The organism is Paraburkholderia sp. C35 (genome assembly GCF_003121405.1).
Taxonomy (GTDB): domain Bacteria; phylum Pseudomonadota; class Gammaproteobacteria; order Burkholderiales; family Burkholderiaceae; genus Paraburkholderia.
The window spans coordinates 44,030-69,330 of the sequence record NZ_QBUY01000027.1 but is presented as its reverse complement, the minus strand read 5'-3'; the positions used below and the strand labels follow the sequence as shown (position 1 = coordinate 69,330).

The 25,301-nt window shown below is 58.5% G+C and carries 24 protein-coding genes and 1 pseudogene; 10 read left to right on the top strand and 15 right to left on the bottom strand.

Features of this window, described 5'->3' with window-relative positions:
* Window positions 1-31 precede the first annotated feature (31 nt).
* A complete protein-coding gene (locus tag DK391_RS18500) occupies window positions 32-1,171 on the top strand; it encodes an RpiR family transcriptional regulator (protein WP_109479418.1) in 1,140 nt (379 codons plus the stop codon).
* Window positions 1,168-2,001: a GSU2403 family nucleotidyltransferase fold protein gene (locus DK391_RS18495; protein ID WP_109479417.1), complete on the top strand. Its 834-nt coding sequence runs from the start codon at window positions 1,168-1,170 to the stop codon at window positions 1,999-2,001. The genes DK391_RS18500 and DK391_RS18495 overlap by 4 nt, the downstream gene beginning before the upstream one ends.
* Window positions 2,002-2,167: 166 nt before the next feature.
* On the opposite strand, the gene DK391_RS18490 is transcribed toward DK391_RS18495, so the two are convergent.
* Window positions 2,168-3,565: a hypothetical protein gene (locus tag DK391_RS18490; RefSeq protein ID WP_109479416.1), complete on the bottom strand. Its 1,398-nt coding sequence runs from the start codon at window positions 3,563-3,565 to the stop codon at window positions 2,168-2,170.
* Window positions 3,566-3,835: 270 nt separating this feature from the next.
* Between DK391_RS18490 and DK391_RS18480 the strand changes: the two genes are divergently transcribed.
* Window positions 3,836-4,732, top strand: coding sequence for a hypothetical protein (locus DK391_RS18480; protein WP_162600849.1), 897 nt, complete (start codon window positions 3,836-3,838; stop codon window positions 4,730-4,732).
* Window positions 4,733-4,983: 251 nt separating this feature from the next.
* Here the strand turns inward: DK391_RS18480 and DK391_RS18475 are convergent, their stop codons facing one another.
* Window positions 4,984-5,484, bottom strand: a complete 501-nt coding sequence (locus tag DK391_RS18475; RefSeq protein ID WP_109479413.1) for a MarR family winged helix-turn-helix transcriptional regulator — start codon at window positions 5,482-5,484, stop codon at window positions 4,984-4,986.
* Between the two features lie 245 nt (window positions 5,485-5,729).
* On the opposite strand from DK391_RS18475, the gene DK391_RS18470 reads away from it, so the two are divergent.
* The 3 genes from DK391_RS18470 to DK391_RS18460 all read left to right on the top strand — a co-directional run bounded on the left by DK391_RS18470 (window position 5,730) and on the right by DK391_RS18460 (window position 9,499).
* A complete protein-coding gene (locus tag DK391_RS18470; protein WP_239482869.1) occupies window positions 5,730-6,884 on the top strand; it encodes an amidohydrolase in 1,155 nt (384 codons plus the stop codon).
* 36 nt (window positions 6,885-6,920) lie between these two features.
* Complete coding sequence (locus tag DK391_RS18465) at window positions 6,921-8,237, top strand: MFS transporter (protein WP_109479432.1); 1,317 nt, start codon at window positions 6,921-6,923, stop codon at window positions 8,235-8,237.
* Between the two features lie 83 nt (window positions 8,238-8,320).
* Window positions 8,321-9,499, top strand: coding sequence for a porin (locus DK391_RS18460; protein ID WP_109479412.1), 1,179 nt, complete (start codon window positions 8,321-8,323; stop codon window positions 9,497-9,499).
* A 641-nt stretch (window positions 9,500-10,140) separates the two neighbouring features.
* Here DK391_RS18460 and DK391_RS18455 read toward each other — a convergent pair.
* The gene (locus DK391_RS18455) at window positions 10,141-12,207 is read right to left on the bottom strand and encodes a phospholipase C, phosphocholine-specific (protein WP_109479411.1); all 2,067 of its coding nucleotides are present in this window, start codon (window positions 12,205-12,207) and stop codon (window positions 10,141-10,143) included.
* A 347-nt stretch (window positions 12,208-12,554) separates the two neighbouring features.
* Here DK391_RS18455 and DK391_RS18450 point away from each other — a divergent pair, with 347 nt between their 5' ends.
* The 3 genes from DK391_RS18450 to DK391_RS18440 are packed head-to-tail and all read left to right on the top strand — an operon-like array spanning window position 12,555 to window position 15,137.
* Window positions 12,555-12,914, top strand: a complete 360-nt coding sequence (locus DK391_RS18450) for a hypothetical protein (protein WP_109479410.1) — start codon at window positions 12,555-12,557, stop codon at window positions 12,912-12,914.
* Window positions 12,915-12,971: 57 nt separating this feature from the next.
* Window positions 12,972-14,141, top strand: a complete 1,170-nt coding sequence (gene hpnI, locus DK391_RS18445; protein WP_204117392.1) for a bacteriohopanetetrol glucosamine biosynthesis glycosyltransferase HpnI — start codon at window positions 12,972-12,974, stop codon at window positions 14,139-14,141.
* Window positions 14,142-14,168: 27 nt separating this feature from the next.
* Entirely contained in the window at window positions 14,169-15,137 is a 969-nt protein-coding gene (locus DK391_RS18440) for a lysylphosphatidylglycerol synthase domain-containing protein (protein WP_109479408.1), read from the top strand.
* Between the two features lie 59 nt (window positions 15,138-15,196).
* Here DK391_RS18440 and DK391_RS44345 read toward each other — a convergent pair whose 3' ends face one another.
* Complete coding sequence (locus DK391_RS44345; protein ID WP_162600848.1) at window positions 15,197-15,508, bottom strand: hypothetical protein; 312 nt, start codon at window positions 15,506-15,508, stop codon at window positions 15,197-15,199.
* A gap of 295 nt (window positions 15,509-15,803) precedes the next feature.
* Window positions 15,804-16,928, bottom strand: coding sequence for a VIT1/CCC1 transporter family protein (locus DK391_RS18435; protein ID WP_109479431.1), 1,125 nt, complete (start codon window positions 16,926-16,928; stop codon window positions 15,804-15,806).
* A gap of 474 nt (window positions 16,929-17,402) precedes the next feature.
* Between DK391_RS18435 and DK391_RS18430 the strand changes: the two genes are divergently transcribed.
* The gene (locus DK391_RS18430) at window positions 17,403-17,978 is read left to right on the top strand and encodes a cytochrome b (protein ID WP_109479407.1); all 576 of its coding nucleotides are present in this window, start codon (window positions 17,403-17,405) and stop codon (window positions 17,976-17,978) included.
* Between the two features lie 318 nt (window positions 17,979-18,296).
* Here the strand turns inward: DK391_RS18430 and DK391_RS44340 are convergent, their stop codons facing one another.
* The 10 genes and pseudogenes from DK391_RS44340 to DK391_RS18380 all read right to left on the bottom strand — a co-directional run bounded on the left by DK391_RS44340 (window position 18,297) and on the right by DK391_RS18380 (window position 24,936).
* Window positions 18,297-18,902, bottom strand: a complete 606-nt coding sequence (locus DK391_RS44340) for a nuclear transport factor 2 family protein (RefSeq protein ID WP_162600847.1) — start codon at window positions 18,900-18,902, stop codon at window positions 18,297-18,299.
* A 172-nt stretch (window positions 18,903-19,074) separates the two neighbouring features.
* Window positions 19,075-19,425: a LysR family transcriptional regulator gene (locus DK391_RS18420; RefSeq protein ID WP_239482876.1), complete on the bottom strand. Its 351-nt coding sequence runs from the start codon at window positions 19,423-19,425 to the stop codon at window positions 19,075-19,077.
* Window positions 19,426-19,658: 233 nt separating this feature from the next.
* A complete protein-coding gene (gene arsN2 / locus DK391_RS18415) occupies window positions 19,659-20,096 on the bottom strand; it encodes an arsenic resistance N-acetyltransferase ArsN2 (RefSeq protein WP_109479405.1) in 438 nt (145 codons plus the stop codon).
* On the bottom strand, window positions 20,093-21,346 hold the full coding sequence (locus DK391_RS18410; protein WP_109479404.1) for an MFS transporter: 1,254 nt from the start codon (window positions 21,344-21,346) through the stop codon (window positions 20,093-20,095). Before DK391_RS18410 ends, arsN2 begins: the two co-directional genes overlap by 4 nt.
* A 3-nt stretch (window positions 21,347-21,349) precedes the next feature.
* A complete protein-coding gene (arsH, locus tag DK391_RS18405; RefSeq protein ID WP_109479403.1) occupies window positions 21,350-22,072 on the bottom strand; it encodes an arsenical resistance protein ArsH in 723 nt (240 codons plus the stop codon).
* Window positions 22,065-22,487: pseudogene (arsC, locus tag DK391_RS18400) on the bottom strand (arsenate reductase (glutaredoxin)). The gene arsH and the pseudogene arsC overlap by 8 nt, the downstream one beginning before the upstream one ends.
* A 19-nt stretch (window positions 22,488-22,506) precedes the next feature.
* Window positions 22,507-23,577, bottom strand: a complete 1,071-nt coding sequence (gene arsB, locus DK391_RS18395; protein ID WP_109479401.1) for an ACR3 family arsenite efflux transporter — start codon at window positions 23,575-23,577, stop codon at window positions 22,507-22,509.
* 22 nt (window positions 23,578-23,599) lie between these two features.
* Window positions 23,600-24,094, bottom strand: coding sequence for an arsenate reductase ArsC (locus DK391_RS18390; protein ID WP_109479400.1), 495 nt, complete (start codon window positions 24,092-24,094; stop codon window positions 23,600-23,602).
* Between the two features lie 27 nt (window positions 24,095-24,121).
* Window positions 24,122-24,604, bottom strand: a complete 483-nt coding sequence (locus tag DK391_RS18385; protein WP_109479399.1) for an ArsI/CadI family heavy metal resistance metalloenzyme — start codon at window positions 24,602-24,604, stop codon at window positions 24,122-24,124.
* Window positions 24,601-24,936, bottom strand: coding sequence for a metalloregulator ArsR/SmtB family transcription factor (locus DK391_RS18380; RefSeq protein ID WP_109479398.1), 336 nt, complete (start codon window positions 24,934-24,936; stop codon window positions 24,601-24,603). Before DK391_RS18380 ends, DK391_RS18385 begins: the two co-directional genes overlap by 4 nt.
* Window positions 24,937-25,301: the final 365 nt, after the last annotated feature.

The window sequence follows — 25,301 nt, the reverse complement described above, 5'->3', positions numbered from 1 at the left end:
ATGGCCAGCTGCACTGGCATGGACAAATGACATGAGCGACCTTCACTCTGCAACCCGCACTGCCGACCGCCTCGCGCGCCATTCCGTGCATTCGCTTTTCCAAAGCCAAGGATGGGACGTCGTTGAGAAGGGCGACGACGGCAAGGGTGCGGATTTCATCTTAACGAGCCCCCGTGGCCAGACGTATCACGTCGTGATGAAGGCGCTGACCGAAGGCCGTGCCGATCGCGCAATCCCGCTATTCTCGCAAGCTCTGCTGGAGTCGCGCGCACGCGCGAACGCATCGCAGGCTCGATCACGCCCGGCTGTCGTCCTCTGGGTGGGAATCGCATCTCCCGTGCTTATCAAAAAACTGGTTAGCTTCCACAGGGAGTACGGGAACGGTGAGCCGCTCGCTATCCTCTCCGACGTGCCTCTATACGCAGACTTTCCGGAGTTGCAGGCCGATGAGCAGCCGGTGACGGTGCGTCGCGCCAGTCACTCGGCACCGCCGACGCTCGTCTTCTCCGACCTCGCCCAATGGATGCTCAAGCTCCTGCTCGCGACCGACATCAAGCGGGAGAACCTGATAAGTGCCCCTGAAAAGATATACATGACGGCGAGCGAGCTTGCGCGCGAAGCCGGCGTTGCGGTCATGACCGCTACCCGGCTCACTAATGCCCTGAAAGAAGAGGGCCTGGGCGAGTTCGCGCCCCATCTACGGATCGTGCAGCGACGCAAGCTTGCGCATCGTTGGAAGGCAGCGTACGCGAAACCTGCCGCCAGCGTGCCGATGAAATTCCTCGTGGGCGGCCTTCCCGAGGAGCAGCAGTTACGAAAGACGCTCAAGCGCGAAAACGGGGCAACACTCGGACAGTTTGCGGCGGCCAACGCTTTGCGCGTAGGGCACGTTCACGGCGCGATAACGACACTGTGGGTGCCCGATCTCGCAGCAGCTGAAGGCTGGCGGGGCTTGAAGCGTGCGCGTGAGGGCGAACGGCCGGATGTGATCCTGAAGCAGCACCAGTACCCTCAATCGCTGCTTCGCGGCCGCGTCATGTGTGATGGAGTCTGGGTGACCGATATCATCCAGCCATGGCTTGACGTTTCCGGCGACCCGACGCGCGGTGCCGAACAGGCCGCTGAGCTCGAGCACGGCGTTCTGGCAAAAGTCGTGGGAGACAAAGTATGAGCGGCCTCGCGGAATTCGGCAGGCTTGCGATTACCCTCGAGCCGTGGCGCCAGCACATCGTCTTTGTCGGCGGATGGGCATTCCGGGTGTACGGGTATGAGCCGCGTGCTTACACGGTGGACCATAAGCCCATCTTCACACAGGACGCGGACGTGGCCAACGACAAGCGCGAACTCCTGGAAGGCGATATCAAGACGGCATTGGAAGGGGCTGGCTTCACTGAACAACCAAACCTTGCGGGCGGGTTCCGGCCGCCGGCGATGCGCTACAACCTGGAAGGCGATGAGAACGGGTTTTACGCTGAGTTTCTTACCCCGCTCACGGGTAGCGGGAAGAAGCGCGACGGGAAAGGAGGATGGGAGGAGGACGCAACCGAACTGCACATGGGAATCGTCGCGCAAAAGCTCCGGTTCCTCGAAGTCCTCCTGTTTAAACCTTGGCTTGTGACTATCCCGAAAGATGAGTCCGGGTTGGACGAGGCCGTGGCCGATCTTCGCGTGCCGAACCCGGTGAGTTTCATGATTCAGAAGCTTTTGATCCGGGACAGGCGGGAGGGGAAAAAGCGCGCTCAGGACGTGCTGTACATCCACGGTACGTTCCAGATCTTTTACGGAGCACTCGAGAGTGATCTCGTTCCAATCTGGAAGGAACTGGAGGCCACGCTGCATGTCAACCAGCGAAAATCGGTTCGCGATGGCGTGGACGAACTTTTCTCGGAGATGAACGACGTCATCCGCGAAGCGGCGGAAATACCTGATGACAGGCTGGACCCTGACGCGATGCTGCAGCTATGCAGGGAAGGCTTCGAAGAACTTTTCGGCGAGATCTAGAGGTGTGTAGATAAAAGGCGAGGAGAGCGGCGGAGCGAGTCGGGATGTGGCTGTTCGACATAACGCGCGATATCAACGGCGCGCCGCTCTGCCCGGCGCCCGGCACTCAGGACGACCGGCGATGGCGGTCTCATGAATTTATCGACGCCGCGGTGCGCGGCGACCCCTACAGCAGGATCGCCTGCTGCAGCAGTTCCAGCGCTTTCAGTTCGTCCAGCCGACCCGTGCGTGCCTTGCCGGCCAGCGTCTTGATCAACGCTTCTGCGATTGGGGCAATACCGTGCAGGGTGTCCAGACTTGTCGTGGAGGTGACGTCGGGCAGAGCCGGATTTTGCGGTGGCATCCCGGAGGCCGGGAACGACTCGGGCACTGACTCCGGGCGTGCCTTTGGCGAGACCGGAGTCGCGGCGCGACTGTCTGCCAATGTGCGGCTGACAGCATCGTCGGCGAATTCATTGACGCGAGCCTGAGCGCTGATGACGGCCGTCTCTTTGACCTCCGCATCATCCGCTGGGGCAGGTGAGGGCTGTGCCGAATCGCTCACCGCGGTCGCACGCTTTCGTCTTGTGCGGACCGCTTCGCCAGCGGGTTTCACCTGTACGTCATGGTTCATTGCTGACGCTTGCGCCTCGTCCTGCTTGACGGCTGCGCGCCCGCGTGGAGCCGGTGCAAGCAAACGCGACACGGTCTCTGGAATGTCTTCGTCGGTGCGCGGGCTGTCCAGCCAGCCAGCGGGCAATCCGAGTCGCTCCGTGAACCGGTTCGCTTCGACACTGTCCATGCGCTTCTTGCCGTGGAGTCGATCAGCGATGTTGAAACCACTCATCTCCATCACGACGCCAAGTCGAACCTTCGATCCGTTGCGGCTCGTCAGAAGGTGGAGGTTGGCGCGCCGGATGGTTTCCACCTCGGCACTGTCACTCAGTGCCAGCGGTTGTTGTTGTGGCGTTTTGGAAGGCACCTTGTTCTTCGCAGACGTAGCCTTGAATGGAGCGCGCGCTTTCTGCTGTCTGGCCACTGCGGTTTGGCTGTTCTTGACGGTTCCGGGGGAGCCGGCTGTGATTTTCTTGGGCATGTGTACTTCCTCGGACGCACTGACTTCTGGAACGGCCTGCTGGTCGACGCGCGTGGCAGCCGCCGGATCGGGGGCTTCGGACGCTGCGTCGAATTCTTCATCGATGTGTACGAAGTCGAGCGGTGACTTCAGACGCGCGATAGTCTCTTCTGCGAGCGCAGGATGGGGCTGGTCAAAGAAACCATGCGGTAACCCGAGCGTGGTTTCCATGTGAAAGGCGGTCTCAGGCGTGAAGCGCTCGCCCTTCATCAATTCGGCCACGCGCGTCATGTTCGACTCGAGCGCGATGGCGATATTCTCTGCGCCGACCGCATCGACCAGAAACTGGAACGATCGTGTCTTGAAGATGGAAGCAGTCTGGGCGGCGTCTTTGGCAGGCGGCTTCGCGTACGATGATCCCTGCTGTTGGGGCGGAGAGGCTTGCTTCTGGTGAAGTGGGCGTTGACCGTTGCGCCGGGATTCCGCATATCGCCCGCGGGCTTGACTCATAAAATACGGCTCCATGCGGTGTGGATTCTGGATCTCCCGATTATAGACGAGCCGATGTGGCCAAAGCGGCCCGTCAGTAGGCAATGCTACAGCGGACCGGTAGGATCAAGCAGAGAAGCGCTTGGCGTTGATTCGCGGGATGAACTCCCGGAGTCCTTCCCTGATGTGCGGATATGGCCTGCTCTCGCTCATCGTTTGCCTTTTTTAATAAAATAGCGCGCTGCAAATGATGCTCCAAGCCGATTAAATCAAACAAGTTCAAGGCTTCGTATGAATCAACTATTGTCATCCTGCGCTTCGTTGGGGGAGTGTCTCACGGCGATACCCGATGTCATATGGTCCGGGATGTTAGGCTCACTGATAACCGTGCTCGGCGTCACGGTCACAAATTTTGGGCTGTCTAGGCGTCACCGGGAGCAGCTCAGACACACCGCCGATGAGAACGCGCTCAAACGGGAGCACGACGTCTCGGAAGCCGCATTGAACCGGCGAATGCAGTTGCGCCGAGAGGTCTACATTCCCGCCGTCGAAGCAGTGTTTTCAGCACTCAGCCAAGTTGGGGCTATGGTCGACCCCACTGTTCAGACAGCTGAAATCAATAGGAAATTCTCCCAAGCCGTTGCAACTATCGGGAAAGTAAATGCAGTCGCCGGAGCACATACCGTTTCTGTCGTCGGAAGTCTCATGAATTGCATGGCAGCTATGCACTCAGAGTTGTCGCAAGTCCGAATTGCAATCGATCAACATCACAGCCAGTATCTCGCAAATGGTGATGCTGTCACGAGAGCAGTAGACGATCAAGGGCGTTGGATAGAGACCCAAACATCGATGCTGTTCGAGGGGCCACCGGACCCTGCGAAATGGCAATTTGTGTGTGGACAGATTGACTTTAAGTCTCGCCAGATCGAGCATTGGACGCAACTCAGGGACGAAAAATTTATCGAGCTTCTGGGTGCTCAACTCGTCGGGCTTAAGGCGATGGCGGCTTGGCACACGAGATTCAATGACGCATCGATCGATGCAAGCATCGCCCTTCGGACTGAGCTTGCCTTGCAGGACGACGATCTGAATGAACTGCGGATAGCGATGAAAAAGAACAGTGAGGCCGCACAAGCAACTTTGCTAGAGATTATCGCCCGCCTTGAACAATCATCAGGGCAACGCTAGAAACTACCGCGCTATGTCGCACTGAATAGTGGCAGGAGGTCTGTATGCCGGACGAGGACAAGGTGGCTTGCGAACCCGCGTAGAGTGTTGTCGAATTGGCGGTATCGGCCAACTGCGGCCGTTCGCCCTCGTCTTTACACGGCCATTCAGAGGACCATTCCAGGTCGCCTTGCTGCCGATCGGCGATAGCGACATTCACGATCGATTCGACAGATCAGTGAATCGTGCGCGAGCGCGAGGTGTACCCAACTTCATGCCACTGGTTTCGTATCCTCACCACTTGCCGACCGGCGAAACACATCCACCAACTTGTCGACGATGCGATTGAGTTCGTCGCGTTCATCCTGTGACAGCATCGACAACATCTCCGTTTCCAGCGATTGCCCCAGTTCGTCGCTGGCGACGCGTGTCTTCTCGCCCGCCGCTGTCGCCCAAAGCTGAAAGTGTCGCGCGTCGTCCGGATGGATGGTTCGCCGCACCAGCTTTCTCTCGATCAGATCCGCCATCAGTTTCGACAGCAGCGTTTTCTCGATCAGCGTCTGTTCCTTGAGCGCCGTCGTGGTGATGCCCGGCGTGTCGCAGACGATCCGCAGCACGCGCAACGAACGCACGTCGAGGCCGCACGCGGGTCGGTAGACGCCATTTGCCCGCCTGATCATTTCGGTCTTGATCAGATCCAGTTTGAAGGTCAGGAAATACGCGGACTTCGCATTGTGTGAAGCAACGTCGGCTTTCCGCTTGACTGATGACATACCTGCTCGCGTTTCGAAGATCCGGTTCAAGAGACTGGATGTTCCAGGTCTCCAGGCGTGATGCGGGTCGAGGCAACCCGCGTTCCTTTCTGATCTGGATGATAGCTCAAGTCCGTTGTGAAACCAGGGATTGCCTTATTTTTGAAAAGTTGACGTTTGCAACTGTTGACGTATTCTACTAATACACCACCGGCAAGCGTTGCCGATTGTTGGCGGACATCTGAATACATATAGAGGCGGGTTGTATGGAGAAAGACACGGTCATGGAGGCGCTCGCGGAGCAGATGCGCGGCTGGCGGCGCGATATTCATCGTCATCCCGAGCTGGGTTTTCACGAGCATCGGACGGCGGGGCTGGTGGCGAAGCTGCTGGCAGAGTGGGATATCCACGTGACGACGGGCGTCGGTGGAACGGGCGTGGTCGGCACGATACGCGGCAATCGCGGGGCGGGGCCTGCCATCGGTTTGCGCGCTGATATGGATGCATTGCCGATGAGCGAGAAAGGCGACGTCGCGCATCGTTCGATGCACGACAATGTATTTCACGGCTGCGGTCACGACGGGCATACCGCCATTCTGCTTGGCGTGTCGAAGTATCTGTCTGCGCATCGTGCGTTTCGCGGCACGGTGCATCTGATCTTTCAGCCCGCCGAAGAGACGCTGCGCGGCGGCTCGGCGATGATCGACGACGGTCTGTTCGAGCGTTTTCCCTGTGACGAGATCTACGCGCTGCACAACAACAACGCGTTGCCCGCGGGCAAGGTCGGCGGGCGTGTCGGCTCGATTCTCTCGGCCTGCGATCTGTTCCGGATCACGGTCAAGGGCGTCGGCAGCCACGCCGCGCTGACGCACAAATCTATCGAACCCATCGTCGTGGGCACCCAGGTCGTGCAATCGCTCCAGAGCATCGTCAGCCGCAATATCGATCCGCTCGATACGGCTGTCGTCAGCGTGTGCAAGTTCATCGCCGGAACGGCGATCAACGTGATTGCCGATACGGCCGTGCTCGAAGGCAGCGTCCGCACCCTGTCTACCGCCGCGCAGAAACTGACGCTCGCGCGGTTGCGCGACATCTGTGACGGCGCGACACGGATGTATGGCTGCGAGGTGACGTTCGAGCATCTTCAGACCTCGCCGCCCACGGTCAATACGGCCGAACAGACCGAGGTAGTGCGTCGTGCCGCCGAAAGTGTGCTCGGCGCAGACAACGTGATCGACAACGTGGCGCCCTTGATGGCGTCGGAAGACTTCGCGTTCATGTTGCAGCAGCGGCCAGGCTCGTATTTCTTCCTTGGCCATAACGGCTTGACCTGCCATCACCCCGAATTCGACTTCGACGACGACACGTCGCCGACGGGCGCTACCGTCTTCATCGAAATCGTGAAGCAGCGACTCGGTTAGTTCCGCACTCGACTCATCCGCACAGGAGCAATGGACATGCACTTGAAATCGACGCCTTCGCCGGCGATGGTACGAAAAGTAGTGATTGCCTCAGTGTTGGGCAATGCGTTCGAGTGGTTTGACTTTGCGATCTACGGGCTCTTTGCCGTCACCATCGCGAGGCTGTACTTTCCGGCCAACAATGAGTTTGCGTCGCTGCTGCTGACGCTCGCGACATTCGGCGTGAGCTTTGCAGTGAGACCGATCGGCGGCGTGTTGCTGGGTCTGTATGGCGATCGCGTTGGCCGCAAGAAGGCGCTGTCGGTGACGATCGCATTGATGGCAGTCGGCACGGGGATGATCGGCATATTGCCGACCCATGCAGCGATTGGCGTTGCCGCGCCTGTTCTGATGGTGCTTGCACGGCTGATCCAGGGCTTCTCGGCGGGCGGCGAGTTTAGCGGCGCCACGACGATGCTGATGGAGTTCGCGCCTGCCAACCGGCGCGGTTTTTATGGCAGCTTCCAGATGTGCTCGCAGGCGCTTGCGTTTGCCGTCGGCGCAATGGTCGCGTGGCTGTTGACGGTCAATCTGTCTGCACATGATCTCGAAGCCTGGGGATGGCGTCTGCCGTTTCTGCTGGGCATTCTGATCGGGCCGGTCGGCTGGCTGATCCGTTCGCGTATCGATGAGTCGCCGGAGTTTCTTGCGTACACGAATCAGGTAGAGCGCGGCGAGCAACGTGCCGAGAAAACGCCGCTGAAAACGCTGCTGCGTGACTATCCGAAGGAAGGGCTAGCCAGCATCGGCGTAGCGGTCGCCGGCACGGTTTCCGCCTATGTATTCGTGTTCTTCCTGCCGATCTTCGCGAAGAAGCAACTCGGACTGTCTGCTGCCGATGTCAATCTCAGTACCTGTCTGAGCACGGCCGTCATCATGGCTTTTTGCCCGATCGCCGGATGGCTGTCGGATCGTTATGGTCGAAAACCAGTGCTCCTTGTGTCGATGACGGCATATGGCATCGCGGCATTTCCGCTCTTCAGCCAACTGGTCAGTGCGCCGTCGTTCCGCTCGTTGGTGGAGGTGCAAATGGGCGTGTCGCTGCTGATGAGCTTCTTCTGGGGCGTGACGCCCGTCACGTTGACGGAGATTTTCCCGGTGAGCGTGCGTTCGACGGGCGCAGCCGTCACCTACAACATTGCGGTGCTTATTTTCGGCGGACTCGCGCCGTTCGTGAACATCTGGCTGGTACAGGCGACGGGCAGCAATCTCGCGCCGATCTTTTACGTCGAGGCAAGCGTGCTGGTCGGCATTGCGGGCGTGCTGCTGTTGCCTTCGAAGATGTGTGCCCGCTCCGTTGGACTGGCGACCTGATTCATCACCCGGTGTTGCTGGAAAGGCCGCCTGCACGGCCGATGTTTGTCCTTATAAAAAACCACTCGTTTGGAGATCAATCGATGAGAAAGTCGTTTCTTGCGCTCGCGGTTCTGAGTGCGTTCGCCGGCGTTGCTCACGCGCAGAGCAGCGTGACGTTATACGGCGTGCTTGACGAAGGACTGAACTACAACTCGAACGCTGGCGGACACCGGCTCTACAGTCTGACCAGCGGCGGACTGCAGGCGAGCCGTTGGGGACTGCGCGGCGCGGAAGATCTCGGCGGCGGAACGCAAGCGCTCTTCGTGCTCGAAAATGGCTTCGACGGCAGCACGGGGAAACTTGGGCAGGGCGGGCTGATGTTTGGCCGTCAGGCATATGTGGGTCTTTCAGGCAATCCCGGCACGGTGACGTTCGGGCGTCAATACGATTCGGTGGTGGACTATGTCGGCATTCTGGCGACAGGCGATCAATGGGCGAGCAGCATGGGCGCGCACCCGGGCGAACTCGACAACCTGAACAACTCGTATCGCACCAATAACACCGTCAAGTTTGCGAGCGCGAATTACGCGGGGCTGACTTTTGGCGGCACATATAGTCTGGGTGGCGTTGCTGGCAACGTGACGTCGAATCAGATCTGGTCGCTGGGTGCGGGCTACGCAAACGGGCCCTTGACGCTTGCTGTCGGCTACCTGAATGCGCGTACGCCGGGGGCGAATAGCGGCAGCATGTTCGGCAACAATACATCGACGACCACGGCTTCGACGGTGACGACGCCGGTGTATAGCGGTTTCGTCTCGGCCAATACCTACCAGGTCATTGCTGCGGGTGGTGCGTACACCTTTGGCGCCGCGACGATTGGTGCGACCTACTCGAACATCAAGTTGATCAATCTGGGCGCGGTAGCTTCGCTAAATACGAAGGGCTACACGGGAACCGCTACCTTCAATGATGCAGAACTCAACTTCAAGTATCAGTTGACGCCGGCATTGCTGGTCGGTGCAGCGTTCAATTACACGAAGGGCAGCGATGTCAGCGAATCGGATGGCACGACCAATCCAGGCGCGAAGTATCTGCAGGGTGCGTTAGGCGTCGATTACTTTCTGTCGAAACATACGGACGTATATATGGTCGGTATCTACCAGAAGGCGTCGGGAACTGACTCGACGGGTAAAGCGGCCGTCGCGGCAATCAACACGCAAAGCGCGTCGAGCAGTGACCGGCAGGCGTTCGTTCGGATCGGCATTCGGGAGAAATTCTAACAGCGGGTGTGTATGAATAGCATTGCGAACAAGGGTTTTATATTGTTCGCAATGCGAATGAAATAATTGAAAAATTGAAGTTCGGATGATCGACTGAGCTAACGATGGAACGCCCGGGCAAAGGCCCTTTCTGACTTGTTGCCGTGGCGTCCGCAGTTTCGATCAGCTTGAGTTCGCCGTATTTTCAGACCGTTCACGCAGCCATTTGCGTTTCTGGGAGAAATCTTTCAGGAGCCGCGCAGCTGGACGGAGCAGGCGTGTCACACGTCGATTTACTACAAACGGCCTCAGGCGGGCGATCACTTGGTAGCCAGGGAACTGCCCACGCTACTTGTACGGGACATGCGCGCTGGCCTGCGATTGATGCGCAATTAAAGAGTTCTAAAGTTTCAGCCTCGTGCCGGATGAGTTGCCCGACGGTGGTTGAGCAGGAGAAACCTGGAGACCGCGCGAACTGTTGCGGAACTTCGACGGGAAAATGCCGTTTGCGCTCCGGCGCGTGCTATTGAGATCTGATCTGGACGTTTGGAATCAGGCGTTGTGTCCCGCTTGAAACCGATGTTTGGATTTTCCTGTCCAATCCGGACCAGAACGCTCTTGTACACGACTGCCCCGTGATCGATTACTCGTTGAGCGCCCCATCATGCAGCCGCTGGGTCGCTTATGAGGTCGTGGCCATTTTCCACACGCCCTGCAAATCGCCGCAAAAAAGCTGGCTGATCGTCGACTGTGACGCTGAGGTCATACCAGTTGCCACTTGACGAGACTGGCCATAGGGTGGCGACCGTGGAGCCGGCACGGACAGCGAACTTCCGTGGGGTACTCGCACCATATACGTTCGATGAAATCGCAAATTCGCAGGCTGCTTTCCCACGATTAATCAGCGTTAGGCATAACGCGTTGTTTTTCGTGTCGCTGGTAGCCCGAATCTCGGGGTTTGCACGAGATACATCGCGTACAGAGGCGACATCACCCGCGAAAACCCGCAAAAAGCCGTTTGGTCCCCGTACCGAGAGATGATATCGGGTGTTGGCTGGCAGGGCATGCGCCCAACGGTCAGATAGTTGCGTGCCCGAACCGAGCGCATAGCGACGCGGCGGATTGGTGCCGGTCACATGATCGTAGCTTGAAAGCGCCACTCCGGCCGCCCCGGTGTTGATCATCTCAAGCCATAGTGTTCCGCTGAGAACATCCACCTGCGCGCTGACGTGAATCTCATAAGGTAGCGCTCGCGACGCGCGAATGCCGGGTTCCTGTTTCGGGAGCGATTGCACCGTCGGCACGGTTGGATCTGGCAGCATACTGCATTGCCGATTGGCATCCGATACATATGTACGAGTAACGGGTAGCGACGGCCAGGCCGTGTCCGGCGTGTGAAAGTCGAACGCGGATGTGAGGTCGCCGCACACTGCACGACGCCACGGGCTGATGTTCGGGCAATGAACACCAAAGCGGCGCTCGATGAATTGAATGATCGAGGTGTGATCAAAGACCTCCGAGCATACGTAGCCTCCTTTGGACCATGGCGAGATCACCGTCATCGGCACCCGGAAGCCGAGACCGAGTGGTAGTCCTTCGTAGATTTCGCCCGTCGTGGCGATTGTCGAGCGGCCTTCCGCGTCGGAAGCGGGGGGAGTCGGTGGCGGCTCGTGGTCGAAGAAGCCGCCTTGTTCGTCGTAGTTCAGCAGGAATACGGTCCTGGACCAAACCTCTGGATTCGCGAAAAGTGCTCCGAGCAGACGCGCAGTGAAATCCTCCCCGGCTTGCGGGTGATAATTTGCATGCTCCGACAATGCGGCCGGTGCGACGATCCATGCTACCTGCGGAAGCGTACCAGCGGCCACATCCGCAGCGAACGCCCGAACTACATCGTCGACTCGTGCCATGCCGTTGCGGTAGAGCAAGCTCGACGCTGATGCGGTTCGGAAGCTCCGAAATAGTGCAAGCGCGTTATCGTCGAAATTGTCTGCCTGCTGATACACGCGCCAGCGCACGCCAGCCATCTGGAGTGTTTCGGCCACCGTGGGCCAGGTGAAGCCCGCTGCGGGCTCAACATTATCTAGCGCGGGAACAAAGCCTGCCGACAGACCGCTGCTGCCGCTAAACAGATGCAACCGGTTCGGGTTTGTCTGGGTTAGCGTGGATGCATAGTACTGGTCGCAGACAGTAAAAGCGTCGGCCAGCGCATAGTAGAAGGGCAGATCACTTCGGCAAAAATAACTCATGCCGAGTCCCGCAAACCGCGCCTTGTTCCATTCGTCACATAAGCCATGGTTCCACATCGCTATGTCGACGGGATAGTTCATCGACGGCGCCCTCTCGCATGTCGCGCGTGTGACGGTCATATCAGCGTGGAAAGGCAGAATATAACCCGTATCCGTCGGCTGTTTCCATACGGCGTCCCCATTTGGCAAGGCGATTGCCATCCGGTCATTGAACCCGCGAACGCCTCGCAGCATGCCGAAGTAATGGTCGAAAGAACGGTTCTCCTGCGTAAGGATCACGATATGACTCACATCGTCGATCGTTCCCGTCAAGCGGTGCGCTCGCGTTGCGAGTGCCCGATGAATCATCTGGGGCATTAAGGCACAAACCGATGATGCTGCGAGAGTGCCCCCGGCGATACGCAGAAAGTTGCGACGTGATGAGCAGAACGATCGTCTCGCCGTTTCACTGGTTGCTCCTTCGGCGTTGTAGTTTGTTTTCATTGCCTGGACCGCTCCTCGTCCGTGGATGGAGGTGCACGCATGAAGTACGACGGCTTGGTTCAAGCCGGATCGTTAGTTGGCAATGCTACGTGAGCGCACCTTAACCGGACATTAAGAAATCTCGGAGTTCGTGAAGCGGTTCATCGAGGCATTTCCCGTTTCCTTTCAAGAAACGTCCAGTAGCTGACAGCTTTCGAAAGCGTCAGTAATATTGCGTAACGTAACCTTAACCTCTTCTTCAGATTAGTCCCGCTACGATCGTTGGCATAGTTGTACGCGATGTCGAAGTTGTCTGAGGTCTTGGCCGAAGGCGAAAATCGGCGATCATCACGGAGCGGGCGAGATCCATGAAAAGGGCAACTGTCTCATCCATTCGAGCACATCTCGTCACAGCGTCGATTGCGGCAATGACCATTGATGCGATGGCATTTATCGCCATTGATGTGTTCGGTATCCGCGAATCGGCATTCGAGACGCCGGGTTTCAGGCTGACCGTTGTCGTCCTGATTGCGATGGCGTTGGCGTTGACGCGATTGTTGGCCTTCGCCGCCTATCGTCGCGCGCTAGCTCAACCGCGTGCCTTCATTCTGACAGAAGGCGTTGTCCATTCTCATTACGGATTTAGGCAGCGCTCGCTCGTTTTGCTGCATCTCCGATTTTCGGGAGTGAACGCCGAACGTTGTGCCGAAAACGGCGTTCTGATTTGAGTTCCGTCGGCGGACACTGACATGGCTTCGACAGTTTTTGAGCTGGTCATGCCGGTGATGTCATTGGCAGGTGCCTCACACGCCCTCACATCTCTGCTGGGACTGTGTGCGATATGCGGAATCGTTTATACGGTTGTCGCCGCCGCATCGGTAGGAGTATTTTTCGATAGACATTCGCCTGTGAACGACCACTTTCCATCCGTGACAGTTCTGAAGCCTCTTAGCGGCATGGAGACGGCGCTGCTTGATAACTTGCGCAGCTTTTGTGAACAGGATTATCGCGGGGCGGTGCAGTATCTGTTTGGTGTGCACGACGCATGCGATCCTGCTCTCGCAGTCGTGAAGCAGTTGCAGATCGATTTTCCGGGCGCGCATATCACCATCGTCGCTAACAGCGACATGCACGGGTCGAACCGTAAGGTCAGTAATCTTATCAACATGCTTCCAGCTGCTGAACACGATCTGTTTGTGTTCGCAGATAGCGATGTGACAGTCGGGCCGGACTATCTTTCGCGCGTAGTGGGCGAGTTGCATGCCGACGGCGTCGGCCTTGTGACGTGTGCGTATGTCGGCGTACGGGAGCCAGGTTTCTGGCCCAGATTGTCTGCGCGGGCAGTGGACTACCAATTCCTGCCCGGCGTAGTGATGGGTCTGCGACTGGGCCTTGCTCACCCGTGCTTTGGCCAGACCATTGCGATGCGACGGCAGACGCTCGAGTCAATTGGCGGACTCAGGCCACTTTCCTGTGTGCTTGCGGAGGATCACGCGATCGGGGCTGCGGTGCGGAAGAATGGACAGAAGGTTGTCGTGCCCGGGTTTGTGGTGGGGCATGCCTGTCAGGAGACTACGGCTACAACGCTCATAGAACACGAATTGCGCTGGAGCCGGACGATACGTCGCATTGATCCAATCGGTCACGCTGGTTCCGCGCTGAGTTACCCTATCCCGTGGGCCACACTGACGATTCTGTCAGGCGGCCCGCAGATGTGGACGATATCGCTTTTTCTGATATCGCTCGGTGTAAGAGCGTTGCTTCAATTGCGGATCGATGCAATTCTGAAGCGGCCAGTTGAAGGTCTTTTCCTATTGCCGGTTTGGGACCTGATGGCATTCGCGATACTGTGTCAGAGCTTTGCTTCCTCACGCGTTGTCTGGCGAGGATTCAGTTTCAGAGTCGATGGCCACGGAATGCTGAAAGGCGAACAGCGCCGCTCGTCGGCCGATTGAGCGATCGAACAAACACACTGTTCTTTGATGATCAAACACATCGGCAGGTATGCGGCACTCGTGGGTCTTGCGATCGGGCTTTTTACGATATGGCGAAGTCATCCCGCGCAGGTAATCGGTCTGTTGCATGATGCGAGTGCCGGGTTGCTCGCGGCGGCATTCGCACACATCCTCCCGATGCTGGCCAATGCGCGTGACTGGCAGACGTTGATACGCGGAGCCAACCGTCCAGCACTCGTTTCGATGTTAAAGCTCGTTTGGATACGCGAATCGGTCAACTGCATGTTGCCCGTTGCGCGGATCGGCGGCGAACTCGTTTCTTTCCAGCTGCTAAGGCAATGGGGGCTAAGGTCGTCAACGGCGGCCGCGAGCCTCGTGGTTGACCTCCAGCTGACGATCATCAGCCAGTTTATGTTCACAATGGTCGCCGTTGGTTTCCTCGCGACCCACGGAGAATCAGCGTTAGGCCATGTGATCGGAATTTTATCGTGGGGCACGGCGTTGCTCGTGCCAATCCCCATACTGTTCGCGCTCGTCCAGCATGCCAGGCCTTTCGAACTTGCTTCCCGGGCACTTGCCCGGATAACGAACGGCAAACTGGGCGCACTTATTGAACCGTCGGTGACGACCGATCAGGCGATCAAGGTGATCTGGCGCAGATCCGGCGTGATTTTCCGTTACCTTTTCCTGTGGCAACCGTTGCAGTGTATCGGGACGGCACTGGAGTTGTGGATCGCACTACGTTTCCTTCAATTCACGACAAACTTTCCCATCGTGCTGACAATCGAAGTCCTGATTCAGGCTGTGAGCAGCGCCGCATTCGTAGTCCCGGGTGCGTTGGGGGTTCAGGAGAGCGCAGTTGTGATTATTGGCGGTTGGTTTGGGATCGAGCCTGCGACGAGTCTTGCACTCGCAGGCGCACGACGCATTCGGGATTTGTCAATTTATCTGCCCGGGTTGCTCGCGTGGCAGTTCGCTATACGCGCAAAGCGATAGCAGTGGACCGGATGGTCTCGGTGAGGGTGACTACCACAGTCGATAACGCCGTATGCTCATCATGGGAGGGCTATTTTCAGTTGAGGTTCAGAACGACCAAACCTCGGAGAAATTGCTCGTTCTCGAACCAACGCCTGGATATTTGTATCTGTATCGACGTTGAGGGTTCGACGCCTGGCTGCCCGCGATGTCGTATGGCCATCGGACTGAATGTCGAATGACCATACGAGACTATCGCTATCCAAAAGATGAATCAACCAATAGCCTGTTGTGGTGGTAATCACGGCAAAGCTGGCCGTCATTTCGACCGAACTCGCGGCTTCTAAAGGCTGGTACGCGAACCAGTTGCGCATGAAGGTGCTATTGCCCATTACGTCCAATGTCTTCCATGCCGGGTTAGCACGCATCGCACTGGCGCTAGTACGACAGAATCGACTGACTCCAGACACCCTTCGCCGATTCGCAAAGTTGGCAGTATGCAGGCCATATACAAGGATGCGATTTCGACGATAACCGAGCCATTAGTGCTGTCCGGACGTTTTGCTGACGACAGGAACTCCGTGCAACAGAAAGCGCGAGCTCCTCGCAAACATTAAACGCATTTCTCGCAATGACCTGTTCCCGGACGCACCAGATCTGGGTGGTTAAGTTTCTTATTTTCGTTGGCTAAGAAATTGAGACACCTAACAGGCGGCCGACGCGGTAGGTAAATGCGGCTGCGACCAGTCCGATGGCTATCTGTCGCATTGCCGAAAAAGCCGCGCTACGACCATTGAACAGAGAAGTAAACGTACCGATGGCACCCAGCGCCAGAGTGCTGAACAGGATGCACTGGACGATTGCCCAGCCGCCCGCCGCCCATAGAAAGGGCATCGCGGGAAAGATTGCGCCGGTTGCAAAAAGGCAGAAAGATACAGCGGCTGCCGTCCATGGATTGCCGCCGAGCTCCGCGGGGTCAAGACCAAGTTCCTCGCGGGTCAGCACATCGAGTGCCGCAGTTTTATCACGCATTATTTGCGAAGCGACACGCCTTGCTTCTCCGCTTTCCAGGCCTTTCGCGCGGTAGATAAGTCGCAATTCGTGCTCTTCAGCGTCAGGCGAGTGTTCAAGTTCATCGGCTTCCTTCGCAATCTGGGTTCTGGCCAGTTCTCGTGCATTGGTCACCGACAGCCACTCTCCGAGGGCCATGGAGCAGGCACCGGCAACCAGTCCTGCGAACGCGGACAGGAGCGTGGCGTGGTTGCCACTACCTGCGCCGGCGACGCCCATAATGAGGCAGAAGTTGGACACGAGACCATCACTAGCACCAAGGACCGCTGCCCGAAGGTCATTTCCTGATGACACGCCTCTGTGCCATGACTCGGCGCCGGCTATGTCCGCCCCATTAACTGGTTTCGGCTTCCTATCGTTTGCCAGTGCCTGCACAACGCTAGCGTGATGTCGTTCGTCCGCCGACATCTGTTCGGTCTCGGGATTGCCTGCGTATTTGTTTCTGTCGGCAAATTCGGCGGCCGCGAGCGTGGGGAGGACAAACTTTGGACCGAAGAGGTGGACGAGGCCCCTCATCAGGAAGGTTTTTGTGCTTTCTCTGTTTGGGACGCGCTGTCCGTTAGCTTCGAGCTTGTCAGCCCAGACTTTCGCGTGCGCCCGCTCAGAAGCAGCGAGTTCATCGTAGACTTTTTTGCGCTCGCTGTCGCGCTCTACGTCCGCCAGAGTCTCGTAAATTATTGCGCTATGGTGGTCATCGGCGAGATTCGCCTGAAATCGCCGGAGTTCGTGTTTAGAGGCCACAGCGTCGCCCAGGAATTGTTCGACTGCTTCTAGTCTACCGGGATAGCGTGCAAGATGGGCGAAAACCCCGGCGTGCGCATTTACCGAGAATAGCAACGCTTATCATCAGTATTTGTGTATTTCGATGGCAACTGAAATAAGTCAACGTCAACTGTCTTTCAAGTAACTACGATGACGGCCCGGCCGATATCGGCGTCGCGGTTGGATCGTTGCCTGCCGCCGCGAACCATTCGCGTGATGCAGGTGGCAAGACCGGCCTGCCGGCTTTCTGGTCGTGCTGTCCTCGCGTTGGCGGCTGTGCCGAAACAGCGGCGGCGAGCGATCCGGATCGCCCCTCTAAACGTCAGGTTTCCTTAAGGTAATGGCGCTAGCATCCATCGGATGTGAATAGTGCTTTTTTCAGGCTATCAGCATCAAGATGCGCACTGCGGATCCCCATCAATTTATCAAGTCGTGACAACTTAAGGAGAAAAAATGGCGAAGGCCTACGAAATACGGCATCCGGCATATGACGCAGTCGCACGCACACTGCACTGGCTAACCGTCCTGTTGGTCGCAATGCAATTTGTGATTGGCTGGACGATGCCGGACGTGCACAAAGACACGCAGCCGGTTAATCTGATCGCCTGGCATCTCGGGGTGGGCGCGACGCTCGTCGCCGTCATGGCAATCCGGGTGATCTGGCGATTGACGCACGGGCCCACGCCGGATGAACTGCCACCGCTACTGAGCGTCGCCTCGCGCATAACGCATGTTCTCCTCTACGCCGCCCTGGGGCTGGTGCCGCTGCTCGGCTGGATCAACGCGTCCTCGCGTGGCTGGACGGTCCGCTTGGCGGGCGTGGTGTCCTATCCGGCGCTGAGCGAATCGGGCTCGGCCTTCGGCCACGCGATGGGGGATGTGCACGGCATCCTCGCATGGGTGCTCCTCGCGTTGATTTGTCTGCATGTCGTCGCTGCGCTGTTTCACCGCTTTGTCCTGAAGGACCATGTGCTGCAAAGGATGCTTCCCCACGCAGGGCCGTCGCGTGATCAGCGGCGAGAGCGTTAGGGTCTGTCAATGCCGAGGGTGCCCGTTCTTCAGAAGCATATGAGCGATCACATTGGACTGCACATCTACTCTGGAAGCCGAGCTGTGCAACCAAAGCGTGCAAGAGCTTTTTGGGATCTTGCCTTGATCGACTTCTCAGCAACAGGAGCTAGTTGCTCGCCGACGAGGAGCTCTCCCGATTCGGGGGAGAGCCAAACGCTCTGCCAATGTTTGATAAATTCTAGTGGCCGCCAGCAACACTCCGTCTTTTGCGCACTGCGGTCTTTGGGTCGGTGGCCTTGGTTCGACCGCGAAAGTTGCGTCGCTTCAGGATGGCGCTTAGATCCCGATTTCTGCAACCGGGGGCCATCGAGAGTCATTCATAGGCTCGGATCGCGAGACCATCGAACGTCGCGTCCGCCACAATAACCAGTCATCGAGCGGCGTCGAGCACACGACGCCCCGATCACCCCACGAGCACAGGATGTCAGTCCTTCTCAGGATATGCGATGTAACGGATGATCTTCCAACTGACGTCTGGCTGACGAGCGGATCATCGAGCCCGATCTCATCATTAGACTGCTGATTGCCATGGATGGTGGCGGTCGATTTCCAAATCAGGCGAACGATCGCGAGGTTGGTGGAGACAATGATCTCCGCGATTTTCAGGTCATATCGAAGCGATTGCGTGGTGTCAGCCAGCGCATGGTGGAAGCGGGCGCAGAGTTCGGAGTAGGTTCGCTCAGGTGCGTCATAGAAATCGTAGCGTAGATCGGGTGCGAAGAGGTCACAGATGTATGCTTCACGTCGCGCATTGAAGTCTGTCTGCCATTTAGCTAGGGCATAGCGAATGTTACTCTCGGGATTCTTGTCGACTGTTGCGGCTTCGGGCGCGCGAGGTAGGGCGGTGAGAACAACTGAGGAGGCGACCGTGCAGAGTATCAATCGAGGTACGTTGTCGTTTTGCTATGGCGCGATATAGTTCTCTTTATAGCGCTATTCCCCGCGTACTAAGGCCTGTGCAAATTGAGATACGGGCGCTCACAAGAATCGCTGAACAAATCTTCGAAGTGGTGGGATGATTGATCGGCGCATTTAAGTAGACGCAATCAGCTCGTCACGAGATGAGACCGCGTAGTGCAGCCAGATGAACTGCACAGGCTTGACTCGCTTCGAGATTGATCTGCCGGTACAAGCGGACGAGCGCTTCGCCGACGTCCGTCAACTGGCATCCGCCGCCGGTCGCGCCGCCGGTCGAAGCAGACGTCGCCGGCTCGCGCAGCAGAGAGTTCAACTCATCGAGAAGGACCCACGCACGTCGATAGGACATCCCGAGGCTGCGCGCAGCGGCACTAATCGAACCGTTCTCCTGTATAGCTTCGAGGAGTGCCATTTTCCCGGGACCAATCGCCACTGTGTCGCCAACGAGAATACGTAATCGAAAACGCACGTCGATTTTCGAGTGCATGGTGGTGTCGAGTTGAGTGCTGGTTGAAGCGCCAGGCACGCGCCGGGCAATCGCAGTCATAGTGTTCTTCCAGTTGTCGGTGCAGAATGATCCGGGGAAGGGAGGGTACGCCCGACTTAACTGTATCAACTTCTACATGCGTTGCGCGTCATCTCCAAAGATTCTGGGTCGCGGGCCTTCCGCGTTTTGCTGCAGGTCGGAGTCAGGCCGAGTTCACTGAACAGTGCGATAGGTCACTTGATGTGCTTTCGCATGCATACGGCGCTAGATGGACAGAGGCGCGTGTACTGGGCCGTCTCACGTAATTCATCCGGCACATGCTCGCGCTCGACTACGCTGTACCCATGGCGTTCGAAAAAACGCTGTGCGCTGGTTGTGAGCAGCCACAGACTGGAGTAGGTACGCTTCCTGGCTTCCCGTTCGATTGCCAGCAGCAGGGCCATGCCCAGACCCGTTGCTCGCAGGTGCGAGCCGACAGCCAGCGATCTGAGTAACGCCGCCTCACCTACCGGCTCCAGACAGGCGCTGCCAACGATTGCTCCCTTATCATCGACAGCAACCAGAAACCCCGTTAGCAGGCTACGGGCGACGTCCTCAACGGGCAACTCACATGCTGTCAGCAGGGAGCGTATGTCGACGAGATCATCGTCGTTGGCGGCTCGGATTTTCATGACGCACTTCCTTCCCGCGCTGCGATCCCGGTTGATGTGCCGCCCTGCCAGCGCACGACGTACACAAAGGCCGCCGTCGACACCAGCGACACGCACAATACCGCCCACTCTACGGGCAGATAGTTGCCTGTCACTGTCCAGATCGCCGCAGCCGAGATCGGCGCGATGCCCTTCGCGATGTTTGACGGCATCGAAAGCAGGCCACTGACCGCACCGTACCCTTCCGTCCAGAGGATGTGTTGCACGATCGTCCCGCGCAGGATCGTCATCATGCCGTTCGCACCGCCATAGATCACCGCGAACAGGATCAGTGCCACAGGTGACGCGCCGGCAACCAGAAGGATGACAACCGATACCGGAAAGGCGGCGGTGATCGTCAAACCTACGATCTTCGGCGATACGTTCCGCCCGAACGTGAACCAGAGCATTCGCACAAGCACCTGCGCTGGGCCGATCACCGCCATTGTCGCGAGGATGATAGGTTGGGCGACGTGACGCTCAACCATTAGCGGGACCAGATGGAACGTCAGCGCGGCGAAGGTCGCATAGTAGGCAGTGAAGCAGATCGCGAGCGCCCAGAAGACCGGCGTTCGGAGAGCGCGCCTGACGGACTCGCTGTTCTCCGCCTTAACCTTCGCTTTGCTGATCGTCGCTGTCGTGCTGATCGCCTTGTCGTGCAAGGCCATCAGATGGATCGGCAGGCAGACGCACAGGTTGATCGCCGAGAGCGAGAGCAGCGCGTGCCGCCACCCCTGGTAATCGATCAGTGCCTGCGTAAGCGGGATGAACACCGTGCTCGCGAAGCCCGCGACGAGCGTAACCAATGTGATCCTCGTGCGAAAGCTCTGAGGGTAGTTCCGGGTGAGGATCGCGAACACAGGATCGTAGAGTGTCGCCGCCATCGCGACGCCCAGCCCGACCCACGCAACAAAGAGCGTCACGAGGTTCCCGGCCTGCGACCAGAGCACCAGCATGATGGACGCAAGCAATGACCCTGCCGTCAGCACCGCGCGGCCGTGGCCGTGATCGATCCATTTACCGACCGGGTAGGCGACCGGTCCGGAGACCAAAAGGCCGACCGATAGCGCAGCGTTGGTTGACGCCCGACTCCATCCAAGCTCGTGCTCCATCGGAACGACAAAGAGCGAAAACGCGTAATAGACGGTCCCCCAGGCGACGAGCTGGGCGAGGGCCAGCGCCCACGTTGCAGTGTTCCCTTTTGACTCGTGTTCGATCGCGGATGGGGACATGGGTCAGATATTGGCCTGGTTTACGCGCTTCGTCAGTTCTTCGGCGCTTTCCTTTCGCTCGCTATAGCGGTCATCCAGATACGGACCGATATCGCGGGTCAGCAGCGTGATCTTCACCAGTTCCTCCCTGACGTCCACGACCCGGTCGAAGTAAGCTGAAGGTGTCATGCGGCCGGCTTCATCGAACTCCGTGAAAGCTATGGCGACCGATGACTGGTTCGGGATGGTCAGCATGCGCATCCAGCGTCCGAGCACTCGCATCTGGTTGACCGCGTTGAACGACTGCGAGCCGCCGCTGACCTGCATCACCGCGAGCGTCTTGCCCTGTGTTGGTCTGACCGCGCCGACCGACAGGGGAATCCAGTCGATCTGTGATTTCATGATGCCTGTCATCGCGCCGTGGCGTTCCGGCGAGCACCAGACCATGCCTTCCGACCACAGCACCAGTTCCCGCAGTTCCTTCACCTTGGGGTGAGTGTCGGGTGCATCGGCCGGGAGCGGCAGGCCGCTCGGATTGAAGATTCGCACCTCGGCGCCCATCGCCGGGAGGAGGCGCGCGGCTTCTTCGCTTAGCAGCCGGCTAAACGAGCGCTCGCGCAGCGAGCCATAGAGCAGCAGGATGCGTGGTGGATGGGGCGAAGTGTTTGCGGGCTGAAGGCGGTCGATGTCAGGAACGCGGAACAGCGCCGAATCAACCTGCGGCAGGTTGGTCGTCAGATCAGACACGTTTTCCCTCCGCGTCGACGATGACTTCGCCGTCCTCCTTCGTGAACGCGCCGCGTTGTGGCTAGGGCAGGATGTCGAGCACGACTTCGGATGGCCGGCATAGCCGCACGCCCTTCGACGTGACCACCATAGGCCAGTTGATGAGAACCGGATGGGCCATCATCGCGTCGAGCAGCTGGTCGTCGGTCAGCGCCGGGTTGTCGAGCTGCAGCTCGGCATAAGGCGTGCCTTTCTGACGAAGCACCTCGCGCATGCCCAGTCCCGCCTGCGCGACGAGTTCTGCGAGCTTTTCACGCGAGGGCGGGTGCTTCAGGTACTCAATAATGATGGGTTCAATGCCCGCGTTGCGGATCATCGCGAGCGTATTGCGGGAAGTGCCGCAGTCCGGGTTGTGATAAATGACGACGTCGTTCATGTGTTTCTGTCGGTGGCCTTCAGGCACACTCGTACCAGTTCTTCGAGCGATTGACGATGCGCACGACGAGCAGCATGACGGGCACCTCGATCAGCACGCCCACCACCGTTGCGAGCGCCGCGCCCGAGTTGAAACCGAACAGGCCGATTGCCGTGGCGACGGCCAGTTCGAAGAAGTTGGATGCGCCGATCAGCGCAGACGGGCAGGCAATGTTGTGCTTTTCGCCGACCGCACGGTTCAGCCAGTACGCCAGCGCCGAATTGAAGAACACCTGAATCAGGATCGGTACGGCGAGTAACACAATGACGAGCGGCTGCATCAGAATCGCTTCGCCCTGGAACGCGAACAGCAGCACCAGTGTCGCGAGTAGCGCCGTAATCGACCACGGACCGATCTTAGCCATGGCAGCCTCAAACGCAGCGTCGCCTCTGGCGAGTAACACCTTGCGCAGGATCTGCGCGAGGATCACCGGAATGACGATGTAGAGTGCGACCGAGGTGAGCAGCGTTGCCCACGGTACGGTAATGGCCGAGATGCCGAGCAGCAGGCCAACGAGCGGCGCAAACGCGACCACCATGATGCTGTCGTTCAGTGCGACCTGCGAGAGCGTGAAGAGCGGGTCGCCGCCCGTGAGGCGACTCCATACGAACACCATCGCCGTGCAGGGCGCGGCGGCCAGCAGGATCAGGCCGGCCACATAGCTGTCGAGCTGTGCCGCCGGCAGCATGGGCACGAACAGGTGCTTGATGAAGACCCACGCGAGAAGCGCCATCGTGAATGGCTTCACCAGCCAGTTGACGAAGAGGGTGACACCGATCCCCCGTACGTGCTGACGCACTTCATGCAGCGACCCGAAATCAACCTTGACCAGCATCGGGATGATCATGACCCAGATCAGCAGACCGACCGGAAGGTTGACCTGCGCGTATTCCATCTTGCCAATTGCCTGAAAGACGCCCGGCAGAATCTGACCAAGCAGGATGCCGGCGACAATGCATAGAGCAACCCAGACGGTCAGGTAGCGCTCGAAGAAGCCGATGGTCGGCTTTGAGGCAGTCGTCGGCGAAGCGGCAACGTCGGGGGTGTTCATGGGACAACTCGGTGAAGGTGGTTCAGCTTTGCAGGATGTCGTTGAGCGCCTGCTGAAGCTCGGCGTTGCTCAGACTGTCCATGGGAAGCGCCAGTAACTGCAGCATGCGATAGCCGATGGCCTGGCGGGTGAGTCCGAACGCCTGACGCTTGCCTTCATCGCCGCCGGGCGCATTCGACGGATCGGCATAGCCCCAGTGCACCTTGACCGGGCTACCGGGCCAGAACGGGCACGCTTCGGCCGCTGCACTGTCGCAGACCGTAATGACAATGCGCATGTGCGGCGCGCGGTCCTGCGCGAACTCGTCCCAGCTCTTACTGCGATAGCCGCTGACGTCGATACCTGCCTGCGTGAGCGCATCAATCGCAAGCGGATTTATGCGGCCACTTGGCGTGCTGCCCGCGCTGAAGGCGCGCACATCCTTGCCGAGTTTCGCGGCGAGGTGATTCAGCATGGCTTCACCGAGCACGCTGCGCGCGGAGTTGTGCGTGCAAAGGATCAGTACGTTGGTCGTCATGGGTTTCTCATTGATAGCGCGCCGGACTCAGCAGCACGACGAAGACTTGACGGGAACACTGACCGGTTTGCCCGACGACGGAGCGCAGCACGCTGCGACTTCAGCATTGGGTACGCTGTTCTGCGTGTTACGCGACTCGCCAAAGACCGGGATGTCATTGAGCGTGTGATACGACTCCCATGCGATGCCCTGCGGATCGACAGTCCAGTATTTGTTCGACTTCGCGTAGCAGCAGGCCGTACCTATCTGGGTATCGACCGGCAGTGCTGCGCCTTCGAGCCGATCGTGCATCTCAGCCAGTTCGGCTTCGTTCTCAACCTGCACGCCCAGATGGTCCAGGCCCGGTGTAGCGCCGCGTTGCGAGATCGCGAAGTTGAGACGCGGGTCCTCGAGCATCCACTTGGCGTAGTCGTCTTTGACGACCGTTGGTTGTGACGCAAACAACGCCGAGTAGAAACGGCCGCTCGCGGCGAGATCAGTGACGGCGACGTGAATGTGAAAGCGCTTCATGACTGCTTCTCCCGGGAGGGAGAACACGCTGAGACCGGCGAGCAGGGGTTGCCGCCACAGCAGTTCTCGGTGAGATAGGCCAGCAGGCCGTTTATCGTGTCAAAGTTCGCGCAGTAGTAGATAAACCGCCCTTCCTGCCGGCTGGTGACGAGCTGCGCATGGGACAGCTCCTTCAGGTGGAAGGACAGGGACGACGGCGCGATGTCCAGCAGCGTGGCGATCTGGCCTGCAGGCATGCCTTCGGGGCCCGCCTGCACGAGAGCGCGAAATACTGCGAGTCGGGACTCATGCGCGAGAGCCGCCAGCGCGGCGATGGTCTGGTTCGTTTCCATAATTCGATAATAGTCGAAATATCGAATCATGGACAAGGAGTTTCTTGCTGAGGGCTTCGGCACAACAGATAGAACTCATACGCAGTAATCGTCGGTTGGCTACTCTACGATGACAGTTCTCATGGAAAGGGCGATTTTGAGCACTTTCCGTCGGACCCAGTGGGGCTAGAAGCATCCGTTCTGTGAGCGGACTAACCTGTCATTGGAACGACTCCATTACTGCAGTACGAGACGTTCAGGGGAATGCGCGTGGAAACGTCGGCAACGGGTCGTTTGGAGCGTTCCCTGTCGGACCCAATGCGGCCCAAAAGCGGCCGTCAGCCTTGCGTGCGCTAATGACCGCTTGTGTTCGGTCAAGCGACACT

What these genes read in the sequence shown, in the direction of transcription:
- DK391_RS18500 (WP_109479418.1), top strand. Translation starts at nt 32, where the DNA reads ATGAGCGACCTTCACTCTGCAACCCGCACTGCCGACCGCCTCGCGCGC.
- DK391_RS18495 (WP_109479417.1), top strand. Translation starts at nt 1,168, where the DNA reads ATGAGCGGCCTCGCGGAATTCGGCAGGCTTGCGATTACCCTCGAGCCG.
- DK391_RS18490 (WP_109479416.1), bottom strand. Translation starts at nt 3,565, where the DNA reads ATGAGTCAAGCCCGCGGGCGATATGCGGAATCCCGGCGCAACGGTCAA.
- DK391_RS18480 (WP_162600849.1), top strand. Translation starts at nt 3,836, where the DNA reads ATGAATCAACTATTGTCATCCTGCGCTTCGTTGGGGGAGTGTCTCACG.
- DK391_RS18475 (WP_109479413.1), bottom strand. Translation starts at nt 5,484, where the DNA reads ATGTCATCAGTCAAGCGGAAAGCCGACGTTGCTTCACACAATGCGAAG.
- DK391_RS18470 (WP_239482869.1), top strand. Translation starts at nt 5,730, where the DNA reads ATGGAGAAAGACACGGTCATGGAGGCGCTCGCGGAGCAGATGCGCGGC.
- DK391_RS18465 (WP_109479432.1), top strand. Translation starts at nt 6,921, where the DNA reads ATGCACTTGAAATCGACGCCTTCGCCGGCGATGGTACGAAAAGTAGTG.
- DK391_RS18460 (WP_109479412.1), top strand. Translation starts at nt 8,321, where the DNA reads ATGAGAAAGTCGTTTCTTGCGCTCGCGGTTCTGAGTGCGTTCGCCGGC.
- DK391_RS18455 (WP_109479411.1), bottom strand. Translation starts at nt 12,207, where the DNA reads ATGAAAACAAACTACAACGCCGAAGGAGCAACCAGTGAAACGGCGAGA.
- DK391_RS18450 (WP_109479410.1), top strand. Translation starts at nt 12,555, where the DNA reads ATGAAAAGGGCAACTGTCTCATCCATTCGAGCACATCTCGTCACAGCG.
- hpnI (WP_204117392.1), top strand. Translation starts at nt 12,972, where the DNA reads ATGTCATTGGCAGGTGCCTCACACGCCCTCACATCTCTGCTGGGACTG.
- DK391_RS18440 (WP_109479408.1), top strand. Translation starts at nt 14,169, where the DNA reads ATGATCAAACACATCGGCAGGTATGCGGCACTCGTGGGTCTTGCGATC.
- DK391_RS44345 (WP_162600848.1), bottom strand. Translation starts at nt 15,508, where the DNA reads ATGGGCAATAGCACCTTCATGCGCAACTGGTTCGCGTACCAGCCTTTA.
- DK391_RS18430 (WP_109479407.1), top strand. Translation starts at nt 17,403, where the DNA reads ATGGCGAAGGCCTACGAAATACGGCATCCGGCATATGACGCAGTCGCA.
- DK391_RS18420 (WP_239482876.1), bottom strand. Translation starts at nt 19,425, where the DNA reads ATGCACTCGAAAATCGACGTGCGTTTTCGATTACGTATTCTCGTTGGC.
- arsN2 (WP_109479405.1), bottom strand. Translation starts at nt 20,096, where the DNA reads ATGAAAATCCGAGCCGCCAACGACGATGATCTCGTCGACATACGCTCC.
- DK391_RS18410 (WP_109479404.1), bottom strand. Translation starts at nt 21,346, where the DNA reads ATGTCCCCATCCGCGATCGAACACGAGTCAAAAGGGAACACTGCAACG.
- arsB (WP_109479401.1), bottom strand. Translation starts at nt 23,577, where the DNA reads ATGAACACCCCCGACGTTGCCGCTTCGCCGACGACTGCCTCAAAGCCG.
- DK391_RS18390 (WP_109479400.1), bottom strand. Translation starts at nt 24,094, where the DNA reads ATGACGACCAACGTACTGATCCTTTGCACGCACAACTCCGCGCGCAGC.
- DK391_RS18385 (WP_109479399.1), bottom strand. Translation starts at nt 24,604, where the DNA reads ATGAAGCGCTTTCACATTCACGTCGCCGTCACTGATCTCGCCGCGAGC.
- DK391_RS18380 (WP_109479398.1), bottom strand. Translation starts at nt 24,936, where the DNA reads ATGGAAACGAACCAGACCATCGCCGCGCTGGCGGCTCTCGCGCATGAG.